Here is a 12144-nt window from a genome sequence, read left to right on the forward strand (position 1 = left end):
TTATTTTTTCTGGATCAGCAATTGATGAGTTTTATTTTTTGCATGCAACACTAACATATATAGTCCTTTTTCGAAGGATGAAAAATCTATGCTTAGAGTTTGAGCTCCCATATTTCGAGTTTTGAAAAGAATTTTCCCATCGATTGTCAAAATTTCAAGATAAGTTATTTCTTCAGCTTTCTCGATGTTCAAATAGTGTTCTACGGGATTGGGAAAAACAAGAAATAATATTACTTCTTCTTCTGATGAAATTACATCAATCAACTGCTTTAATGTGTCACTGCCACAATTATTGGATGCAACAAGGTATACTTCGTACTGACCTGGATGATTGTATTCATGGACAGGATTTGGTAAAGTTGAAACAACTCCATCGCCAAAATTCCAATAATAAGACGTTGCATACTGTGAAGTATTGTAGAAACTAACTATGTTTCCCGCCAATTCATGGTAAAAATTTGCAATAGGCAAAGGGTTAACTTTCACAGGCACTTCCGCATAAGCCGACTGACAACTTTTCTCGATAACCCAATTATAAAAATAATAGTAATACTTATAAGGAGAAGTAGTGGCTGTGCTTGAAGTAATGTTAATTACATTACCGATGTTGTAAGGATAAGGTAAATCTGGTGCAGTATTGGAACCATTTCTAAATAAATTTGGAACGGGAGGGCCAAGAAGCTTCATATTATTTCCTACTGGAAGGGGTTTCTGAATGTTAATTACGTTCATGCCTGCTGAAACATTGACTGTATGTGTCCAGACAGTATTGTTGTTCTCATCTTTGAGGGTAATGGTTCTGTTTCCGGCAGAATTAGCATAAACCGTAACACTTTTTAAAGTTACAGGCTCTGTACATGAAAAAACTAGGCCATGCTGAGTAGTAAAAGTGTAGTAGCCTCCAACTCCAGCACTATCGGGTTTACCTCCCTGATAATTTTCAGTAATGAAGTCACTCACATAAAAAGTAGTATCTTGAAAGATAGGTGGAGTGATCCATGTGTTCCCTACATATAACTCTTGACCTCCAGGTGAGGAAAACCAATGTGGCTCACTACCCGTAGAAGTTAAAGTTGCTGATTGCCCTCCACAAATGGTATCACCCAAAACCACTGGTTGGTCAGGACGATCGACGACAATATATCCTACCTTAACCATGCTATCAATGCCTGCACAAGATGTAATTTTAAGCTTTACAGTATATGTCCCGTTTTGCGTATACTCATGAAAAGGATGTTCGTCGGTCGAGGTACTTCCATCACCAAAACTCCACAAAAATGTACTACCCTGAGGATAAGTCCCTGTATTGGTAAATTGAATCTTTCCATCACAAGTGTAAGTTTTGTTGGCAATGAAATTAGCTGTTGGAGAATTTGGTATAAGAGACACATTTCGCACAACCACAGATTTATTGGTAACAGTCACGTTATTAATGGTAGCAGTTTGATAACCAGGAGCAGATACTGACATATTCCATGTTCCAGCAATGATGGGACGATAATAATCTCCGTGCAATGGGGAGGAATATACATGCGAAGAATCAGCATCATGGGAAAGTATAGTTATCAAAGCCTTAATAGGTTGCCCTGTACAAGCATCGGTAACTATGCCTCGTATGCCGTACATTCCTTGCTCTATAAAATTTAATATAGATCGATAATTATAATTCCAATAGTTTTCAAGACTAGAAGCAGGAGGCAATTTAGTCGACGAAATTTCAAGTGTTACCTCTCGACAATGCCCGTTATAATTGCTAAAATCTTGCCGAGAACCTTTCACAATGTACCATGTGGCACCTTCGATGACACCAGGATAATCAGATCCAGGATTGTTATCGTCGAAATAACCAGCAGGGCTATTAAATTGAGCTGTATCTGCATACTCTTTACTTACGTAAACGAACCAAGCCCTATCTGGATGGTCTGCAGTCTTATAATCCCAAGGATAATTTGCCAATTCGGCTCCACCATGATAGTTAAACCCAACCACAAAATTGTGTTTCTTGGCAAATTGAACAAATTTTTGCGTCTCAATCTCCTGAGCGTAAGTGCCATCATCACCCTGCGACCCATCTGGGACGGGGAAATTGCGATTCAGATCTTCCCCATTAGCATTATACCGTGTTGCTCCATTCACAGTATTATTACCTCCCGCATAAGTTCCATCAGGGTTAGCAAGTGGATTGATGTAAAGTTGAGCATTGTTCACAATATTCGTTATCCTTGGCAAAGTACCATAATTACTCAACAAATAATCAATCAAATGTAAAAGCAAAACATATCCTGTTGTTTCATCGCCATGCATAGTACTGGAGAGAAATATTTTGGGTTCTGCTTCATCCATAGCAACGTTATCGCTGATTTTAGCCACAAGAATTAATCTGTTCTGAACTGAATAGCCTATGGTATCAATCTTACAAATACCTGGATAGGTTGATTGAAATTGTTGCATGATGCTCAAATAGTTGCTGTACGTAGGATAAAAGTTCCATGTTGTTTGAGTATTTTTTCGAATAATGGTTTTTTTCTTCATGTTAAGTTGCGAAAGCTTAAGCAACATACTGGGAGGTGTAAGTTTTTCAAAAGGTAAACCGAGGGAAAGAAACTGAGCCATTTGTCTTTTATTTGCGTAGGCATAAAAATACTGAGAATCGATCTGATCAATAGTTACTATGGAGAAAATATTGGTCTGTAAGGTGTTCACAGATTCGCGAGGAAAGCGAAAATAAATTTCTACTCTACCATCAAAAAGTTTATCTAATTCCTGGGCAACCCCCGAAAAAGTCAGAGAAAAGAAAAGAATTACAGCAATTATTCTATTTAACATTTTCATATTTTGTTGCATTTTCGAAATCGTCAACAGCTTTTTTTAATATGCGTATTTTTTCTTCAGGCAGTGGAACAAGGGGTAAACGAAATTGATGCTTGATCAAATTTTTCATAGATAAAATAGCTTTAATTCCAGCAGGATTACCCATTGTTAACAAAGTATGCAACAATGGTAAAATCATATAATGGTATTTTCGAGCTGTTTCCCAATTATTTTTCAGACAAGCGGACACCATTTTAGAAAAAAATGAAGGATAAGCATTGGCTATCACTGAAATGGTTCCATGCGCCCCCAACGCTAGAAAAGGGAAAGTCAATGCATCATCTCCTGCAAAAACCTTAAAAGAAACAGGTTTTTTTGCCATTAAACTCATGAATTTATCAACATTATCTGTTGCATCTTTAATAGCCACAAATTTTGGAGAACTATTTGCAAGCATGATAGTAGTTTCAGGTTCCATATTTACAACTGTTCTTCCAGGAACGTTATATAGAATCACTGGCAAAGGTGAAACTTCAGCTACAGCCTGAAAATGAGCAATCATCCCTTCCTGAGAGGGTTTGTTATAATAGGGAACAACAGATAAAATGTATGAAGCACCTGTAAAATCGAAGGCCTTAATTTGTTTTACCAATTCGCTTGTATTATTCCCTCCAAAACCTATAACTATGGGGACTTTGCCGTGCAGTAAAGCATCAACTTTTTTTAGAATACGTTCCTTCTCCTGTAAAAGAACCGTAGGAGATTCTCCGGTTGTTCCAAAAAGGACGAGAAAATCAACCCCACCTTCGACAACATATTCCACAAGTCGTAAGTACGCCTCTTCGTCTACGGATAAATCTTCATTAAAAGGTGTCACTAGCGCAACGCCTGTTCCTTGCAATGATATTTCTTCCATATTAAAGTTTTTTTTGAACTTTCAACCAATTTGAATACTGTACAAATATACGAAAAATTTCCTCTGCAGTCAAATCCCTCGAAAAAGTATCGTGAATATTGACATCAAATACAGGTGAAGAAAATTTATTAAAACCAATTTTTAATTTCGCATGGTTAAACTCAGCAATCCAAAGCAAAGGTAATTCTACTAATCTGGTTAAATCCATAAATAAATCAAAAGGTTTTTGCAAAAGAGAAAAAAATCGATGGTCATTTTTTGGAGTCTTGAGAAAAGTAAAATCTTCATGTCCAATAAGTAAATAATGATGACTGTCGGGAAAAGGTAAAGATTGTTTTTTTTGTTCTGTCCACAAGAGCATCAGGTAGTCTTTATTATCAAAAATTAATTGAGTTCCTATCCTATAGAAAATGTCAATGTCCTCAGCTCTTTTATAATCCACTACCAATAGCAGAGAATTAGCTTCGTAGTAAGGAATACCCTGAATATGTCTATGAAAATGTTGTTTTTTTTTCTGATAAAAGAAATTGAAAACTTTTCTTTGCAAACGCATAATCTTAACGAGATTTGTCGGGTGGTTCAGGAATAGGAGGAATTGGTTTGTAATTTTTTAACTCTTCCAGGATGACCTCGATTGCTTTATCTAACTGAGCATCTTTACCCATGAACTCTTCATAAGGGTCATTATCAACCACGATGTCAGGATCAACACCCCATCCTTCTATGATCCATTTACTTTCGTCTATGTCATAACTTGCAAACTCAGGTTTGTTCAAAACAGTTCCGTCAACAAAATAGAGAGTACCTCTAATCCCCACAACTCCTCCCCAAGAACGTACACCGATTACTTTTCCAAGCTTGTGTTTTTTAAATGCATAAGGGAACAGATCACCATCCGATGCAGAATATTGATTTATAAGTACCACTTTAGGCCCGAGCATGAGCCTTGTTGGTGTTTGGCCAGGAACAGTTACGTTTCTAGCCATGTTAGCCCGAGTTGGAACTCGCATCAACCGTTCCATGATCATAGGGCTAACATTTCCTCCTCCATTACCTCGATCATCAATAATAAGAGCTTTTTTATTCAGCTGAGGATAAAAGTATTTAGCAAATTCATTCAATCCTTCGACACTCATGTCGGGTATATGAATATATCCAACTTGACCATTGGTCTTCTTTTCTACATATTCAATATTTTTTTGAACCCAATTTAGATAAATCAAATCAGCTTCAGACGAAAGTGGTTTGACTACCACTCTTCGTGCTCCATTCCAATTTGGCGCAGAATTTACCCAAATTTCTACCAATTTGTTTGCTTTGCCAGTAAGCAATTCATAAATGTTTGCTACTTCAGTAGTAGAAACACCATCTATGGAAAGGATATAATCTCCAACTTTTACATCAACCCCTACTTCTGTCAGAGGACTACGAAGTCTTTCAGACCAGTTTTCTCCTTTCAAAATGCTTTTAACCCTAAAGTAACCACCTTCTGACTTTTCAAAATCTGCAGCTAATAAACCCATTTCTATTCTCGGAGGTTTAGGTACATCACCGCCACCAATATATGCATGTCCTACATTTAATTCTCCAATCATTTCACCTATGATGTAATTCAGATCATGTCTGTTGTTGACATATGGTAATAAAACTGCATATTTTTCTTTGATTTGTTCCCAATTTACCCCATGCATGTTGGGAACGTAGAAAAAATCTCTCATTTGGCGCCATACTTCGTAATAAATCTGTTTCCATTCTTCTTGTCGATTCACCATACACTTGAGATCGTCGAAAGGTGCTGGTTGTTCAAGCTTTACTTCACCTTTTGGCAAATCTATCACATAATACTTCTTGTCCTGAACTATCATCATCTTTTTACCATCGCGCGATATTTCATAACCATCTGCTTTGGTAATCTCAATTTCCTTTCTTTTTTCCAGGTCATACATCAGAAGAGTAGCTTTTTCTTCAAATTCACCTTTTCGTAAATAATAAATTTGCTTGTCAATCATGGTTGGATTCCAATAGTTTGATGGCTTGATAGGAAGTGCTATGATTCTACTTTGAATTCCACTTGGGTCTACCTCAACAGTAATGACTGAATTATCCGATTTTTCAGAACCCGATTTCACATCATTAGGTTTCGTTTTTTCACCTTCCTCATTATTTTCTGGTGCCAAAGGATTAGGAACCCTCGAAGAAAGCATAACAAGATACACCTTCGACATATTGGTATAAGCATGATTCCATTCAGTTTGGCTATACACAGGATTGAAATCTCTATCGCTTATGAGAACGAGGTATTTACCATCCGAGCTAAAAGAAGGATGGTAAGACTCATACCACGTATTAGTAACTTCGATTTTCTTGCCTGTCGCTAATTCGTAAAGAATAACCTGGTTCATTCCAGTTTTCTGAGGTTCGGTGTAGGCAATCCACTTACTGTCAGGACTCCAATTAAAACTGGTGTACTCCCATACGCCGCTTTGAGCTACATCAAATATTTTCTTAGTTTCTACATCAACATAACGTAGACGTAGTTTCTTGTCGTTGAATAGTATTTTTTTTCCGTCGGGAGACCAAAGCAAAGAATAATAATAGGTATCGGCTCCTTTGGTAATTTGCTTCGGTGATTCCTTTCCATCGGCAGAGACAGTCCAGATTTCAAACTCACCTGACCTATCACTGAGAAATGCTATAGTTTTTCCATCAGGACTCCATACAGCATTACGATCATTTGAATTAGAACTTTTTGTCAGATTTCTTGTTACACCACTTTTGGCAGGAACAGAAAAGACTTCTCCTCGAGCAACCACAGCTAATCTTTCTCCTCGGGGTGAAAGACTTACCATCTGGATATAAGGCGTTGCATCAATTAAAGATGTTCGAGAAAACTTAAAGTCATTAGCAATGCTAACAGTTATTTTTTTTACTTGTTGCGTTTTAGGATCAAAAATATACAGATATCCTCCTTTTTCAAAAACTATTTCCTTTCCATTAGAACTAGGAAATTTAATGTCATAATCCGTAAAATTTGTTACCTTCCTGGTTTCTTTAGTAACTACATTATACGAAAAAAGATTCATGGTTCGATCTCGATCAGAAATAAAATAAATTTCATCACCAATCCACATAGGAATAATATCCTGATGAATATTATCGGTAATTTTTTCAACCTTCTTTGTTGTAAAATCAAAAACACGGATATCATCAGCCATTCCGCCGGTGTAGTACTTCCACGTACGAAATTCTCGAAAAACACGATTAAATGCGAGTTTCTTGCCATCCGGAGAAAATGAACAGAAACCTCCAGTGCTTAGTGGCAATTGTTCAGGCATGCCACCATCCAGTGATACCATAAAAAGGTGCCCTATAAAATCATTGAAACTCTTACCACGCGAACGAAAAATAATTTTTTTTCCATCGGGTGTCCACCCCATGACAATGTTGTTGGGCCCCATTCGATCAGAAACATCATCTCTTGAAAGAGTTGCTGTAAAAGTTAAACGCCTAGGTACGCCACCTTCGGCTGGCATTACATACACTTCTGTGTTACCATCATATTGTCCTGTAAATGCAATCCACTGACCATCAGGCGAAAAACGCGGAAACATCTCATACCCGTCTCCAGAAGTCAATCTTCTTGCCATCCCTCCCTCCTTAGAAACAATGTAAATATCACCTGCATAGGTGAAAGATATGTACTTATCAGAAATGGTAGGGAAGCGCATCAATCGCAAATCCTGGTAATCTTGGGAACATACGTTATTAATTATCATAGTAAAAGCAATTATCCAGAACAATATTCTCATATTTCGTATTTTTAAAGCCTAAAATTAAAATAATTAACTCAATCGGCAGCATTTTATTATTGAAATCACACATACATGCAAATTGATAATGTCGAATTTATTATTATTAAAGAAAGTGAAACTGAAAATTTAATACATGTACAAAATGTCCTAGAAGAAAAAAAACGTAATAAAACAGAAAAAAACATTCTCTTTGTATATTTTTTAAGAAATGCTCCACTTTTTGACCCAGTCACAAGTCATGAATCCTCACAACAAGCGCTCGTTATTGATCAAGAAGCACCCGTGATAAACATGTCGCGATGTAGAAGATGCGGCGATTGCGTTAGAACATGCAAAGAAAACGCTCTGATTTTTGACCGACAAAGTGACAAAATAATAATTCTCCCTGAAAAATGTACAACTTGTAAAAAATGTTTTTTTGTATGTAATAAAGAAGCTATATATTTCAAAAATTATCATACTGTTACAATTAAATTGGAAAAAATTTCTGATCATATGTATTTCGCTCAGTGTTTTTGCAAGAATCTCGAAAAACAATTCAAGAAAGTTGTGGCAGTACTTATAAAGACTTTGGCTTGGGGAACTAGCCCAACATGCCTCATACTTTTTATTAACGAAAATCAATTCTCAGAAATACTGGTAAAAAAAATTTCATCTAAATCCCTCATCGTAAAAACCATTTGAAAACTTCACGCCATGTGATCTTTTTTCCATATAAAAGAATTCCTGTCCTATAAATCTTCCCCGAAAGCCAAACTGTTAAAATAAAAAACAGAATCAATAAAACAGCTGAAAGTATAAAATGCCACCACGTAACTGGAGGTGTAAATGGAATTCGAGCCATCATACTGATAGGAGACGTAAATGGAATGATGGACAACCAAAACGAAACAGGCCCATCGGGATTGTTGAGCACGAAATTAATGCTTATAATGCCCAACAAAAGAGGAACTGTTATAGGCAATACGAACTGTTGAGTATCAGTTTCGTTATCTACCAACGATCCTATGGCTGCAAACATGGCCGCATAAAGCAAATAACCAAAGACAAAATAAAAAAGGAATGCTCCCAAGATATTTCCAAATTCAATATGCCTGATCCCTTCGAGTATTTGATTTAACTGGCTTTGTGAAAGTTCTATGTTTTGCTGAATTGCCTGGGCTTCTTCTGGGGTTAGTCCTTTGTTTTTTAACTCGAGTTTGACAGGTTCACGATAAGTAAACAAGGATGGATCAATAGTTTTGATACCCATGACAAAAGTAAAAGTCAGAATGATCCATAAAACAAATTGCATCAGTCCAACCAAAGCGATTCCCACAATTTTTCCCATCATGAGTTCAAATGGCTTCACGGAACTTACAAGAATCTCTACAATACGACTAGATTTTTCCTCAATTACGCCACGCATGACCATAGAACCATAAATGATGATAAAAATATAGATCAATGTAGAAGCGAGAAACCCAATAAAATATCTCAAATCTGAAAAACTCATCTCTTCATTCTTACCCCTCACAACGTAAGAATCGATGTTTACGCTGACTTCGATATCTTTCAACAAAGATTTATCAACTCCGGCAAGTGCAAGACGATGAGACTTCAACTCATAAGCTATAACACTTTTAATGATCTCTCGCACCTGAAAACCCAACTCCTTTTTCATGATCAGACGAACATTGGCAGGGCCATTGATTACAGAAGTGGGAATATAAAGAATAGCATCGTATGAAGATTTCTTCAAATTGGATTTGAGAGTTTCTACGTCCATGGCAGGATAACTGAATTTAAGCCAGTTAAGTTGAGGGAATCTCCCATAAAACAATCCTGTTTCATCAACTACCGCCACTTCCTTTGGCTGGTCAGACAGCTGAGCTAGATAAATAGGCACAACGATAAGCAAAGCCATTAAAATGGGACCCAAAATAGTCATAATAATGAATACAGGCTTCCTCACTCGAGTAATAAACTCACGCCAAATGATAAGACCAATTTTTTTCATACTTTATAACTTCATTGATGGGTTGACCTGTTACCTGACTTATAAAAATACTATGAAATGATGGTAATACTTCATAATAGGCCAATAAATATCCTTGTTGAACTATGTTTTGCAAGATTTGTTTTAAATTATTTTGATCGGGTATGTAAATTATAGCTTCCCAAAACTCCTTCATTTTCTGTAGATATCTAATCTCAGTTCCATGAGTAAAAAAAGTTTCTGGTTTTCCTTCATACTGAAAACGAAATGCAAAAACATTGGTATTAAAACGTTTTTTTATTTCACCTACTTCACCACTTAAAATAATTTTTGATTTGTTGATAAGAGCAATTTCATCACAAAGTTCTTCGACGCTTTTCATATCGTGAGTCGAAAAAAGAATGGTAGCGTCGTTACGTAAGTTGAGAAGTTCGTTTTTAAGAAGTTCAACATTAATAGGATCAAATCCACTGAACGGTTCGTCGAAGATAATAAGTTTCGGACGATGAACAACTGTAATAATGAATTGCACTTTCTGAGCCATTCCTTTAGAAAGTTCTTCCACTTTGCGATTCCACCACGAAAGAATATCAAATTTTTCAAACCACTTTTTAAGCTCTTTTTCAGCTTTTGAACGATTCATTCCTTTTAACTGTGCAAAAAAAAGAGCTTGCTCGCCCACAGTCATCTTCTTATAAAGTCCGCGCTCCTCAGGTAAATACCCCATTAAACCCATGTGATCTGGAGAAAGTTTTTTCCCATCTATGCGAACTTCTCCCTCATCAGGAGCGTAAATCTGCATAAGAATACGAATAAGTGTCGTTTTGCCAGCACCATTGGGGCCAAGCAAACCAAATACTTTTCCTTTACCTATGCTTAAGGTTACATGATCTAAGGCTTTATAAGAACCAAAAGACTTACTAATACCATCTACCTCAATGGATACCATTCGGATTTTTGGCAAATATAAAACCTTAATTGCTAAAATATAACGCGCGTTGGTTTGTAGTATTAAGAAATGTTGTAAATTGCAAAAAACGAAATGGTTACCTATATTTTAATAGGTGTTTTAATTGTAGTTTTAATAGTTTTTGTCTTTTATTATCAAAAGCAGTTCGAAAAGGTGTTGGAAAGCATTCAACGAATTGATACACTACAACGAGATGAATTCGCTAGAAATCGAGACGAACTACAAAAATCCTTGAAAGACAATCGGCTTGAACTTGGGCAAAACATGACCCAGTTTAAAACCGAACTTTCCCAACAATTTACGCTCAACAAAGATGATATTCACCGTCAACTAGAAATGTTTCAAAAGACTCTTATTCAGAGTTTTCAAGATTTCAATACATATCACGCTCAAAAATTTTCGGATCTTGTCCGACAGTACGAACAAATGCGCCAAGACACTGAACATAAATTGGAAAAAGTTCGTGAAACCGTTGAAAAAAAACTCGAAAGCATACAGCAAGAGAACAACAAAAAACTAGAAGAAATGCGTGCGACTGTCGACGAAAAACTCCATAACACTCTAGAAAAACGGCTCAATGACTCATTCAAGCTCGTGAGCGAGCGACTTGAACAAGTACACAAGGGACTTGGGGAAATGCAAAGTTTGGCATCTAATGTAAGTGATCTCAAAAAGGTTCTGAGCAATGTCAAGCAACGCGGAATTTTAGGTGAAATTCAACTTGGTGCTATTCTCGAAAATATCCTCTCTCCAGAACAATATGATAAAAACATAGCCACAAAGCCCCATTCACGTGAAGTGGTGGAATATGCTATCATTTTACCGGGTAAAGACGAGCAAAATAAACCTGTCTATCTACCTATCGACTCTAAATTTCCATTAGATGTTTACCACCATCTTTTAGATGCTTACGAAAATGGGGATAGTAGCGACATTCAAACACACAGAAACCTCCTCACGACAGCTATTAAAAATGCAGCCAAAGACATTAATCAAAAATACATTTATCCGCCTCATACTACCGACTTTGCTATTATGTTTTTGCCATTTGAGGGACTCTATGCTGAAGTTGTCCGAGATTCAGACTTGTTGAGGGAACTACAACAAACATATCACATAATTGTAGCCGGCCCCAGTACATTGGCTGCTTTGCTTAACAGCTTGCAGATGGGTTTCCGCACCCTGGCAATCGAAAAACGCAGTACTGAGGTCTGGAAACTTCTCCAAGCCGTCAAAACCGAATTTAGTAACTTTGAAAAAGTTTTAAACAGCGCAAAAGATAAAATAGAAAAAGCAGGTGAAGAAATTGAAAAACTCGTTGGTACAAGAACTCGAAAAATCAATGCAAAGCTCAAAAACATTGAAGCTCTCCCTGAATCGGAAGCAAAAAAGGTCCTAGACATCACAGAAACTACATCAGAATGGGAAGATGATGACGTCGTGAATTAGCAACCACATCAATGAAAAAAAACCCAGGTTAAAAAAAGATATTTCTGTTCATTATCGGTAAAAACTTTTTATTTTGTTATCATGCATCGTTTGAAAGACTAGCTTAAAAAAATATGGTGGTAACCCTAAAAATCTATCATGTTGCATTAAAAAGAAAGAGAAAGATAGATCCTTCGCATAACCATGGGGCAAATTTAAGTATAAACAG

The 12144-nt window shown here is 36.6% G+C and carries 7 protein-coding genes; 1 reads left to right on the forward strand and 6 read right to left on the reverse strand.

Annotation, left to right across the window (positions count from 1 at the left end):
- The 6 genes from N2Z72_05540 to N2Z72_05565 form a co-directional block, all read right to left on the reverse strand.
- Entirely contained in the window at window positions 1-2826 is a 2826-nt protein-coding gene (locus N2Z72_05540) for a M14 family zinc carboxypeptidase (GenBank protein ID MCX7697142.1), read from the reverse strand.
- Window positions 2816-3727: a 4-hydroxy-tetrahydrodipicolinate synthase gene (gene dapA, locus N2Z72_05545; GenBank protein MCX7697143.1), complete on the reverse strand. Its 912-nt coding sequence runs from the start codon at window positions 3725-3727 to the stop codon at window positions 2816-2818. The genes N2Z72_05540 and dapA overlap by 11 nt, the downstream gene beginning before the upstream one ends.
- Window position 3728: 1 nt before the next feature.
- Window positions 3729-4280: a hypothetical protein gene (locus N2Z72_05550; GenBank protein ID MCX7697144.1), complete on the reverse strand. Its 552-nt coding sequence runs from the start codon at window positions 4278-4280 to the stop codon at window positions 3729-3731.
- Between the two features lie 4 nt (window positions 4281-4284).
- Complete coding sequence (locus tag N2Z72_05555) at window positions 4285-7536, reverse strand: PDZ domain-containing protein (protein MCX7697145.1); 3252 nt, start codon at window positions 7534-7536, stop codon at window positions 4285-4287.
- Window positions 7537-8203: 667 nt separating this feature from the next.
- Entirely contained in the window at window positions 8204-9538 is a 1335-nt protein-coding gene (locus tag N2Z72_05560) for an ABC transporter permease (GenBank protein MCX7697146.1), read from the reverse strand.
- Window positions 9507-10466, reverse strand: a complete 960-nt coding sequence (locus tag N2Z72_05565; GenBank protein ID MCX7697147.1) for an ATP-binding cassette domain-containing protein — start codon at window positions 10464-10466, stop codon at window positions 9507-9509. The genes N2Z72_05560 and N2Z72_05565 overlap by 32 nt, the downstream gene beginning before the upstream one ends.
- 93 nt (window positions 10467-10559) lie before the next feature.
- On the opposite strand from N2Z72_05565, the gene rmuC reads away from it, so the two are divergent.
- The gene (gene rmuC, locus N2Z72_05570; GenBank protein MCX7697148.1) at window positions 10560-11936 is read left to right on the forward strand and encodes a DNA recombination protein RmuC; all 1377 of its coding nucleotides are present in this window, start codon (window positions 10560-10562) and stop codon (window positions 11934-11936) included.
- The last annotated feature ends 208 nt before the right edge of the window (window positions 11937-12144 follow it).

It is taken from the genome of Bacteroidales bacterium (assembly GCA_026418905.1).
Classification (GTDB): domain Bacteria; phylum Bacteroidota; class Bacteroidia; order Bacteroidales; family DTU049; genus JAOAAK01.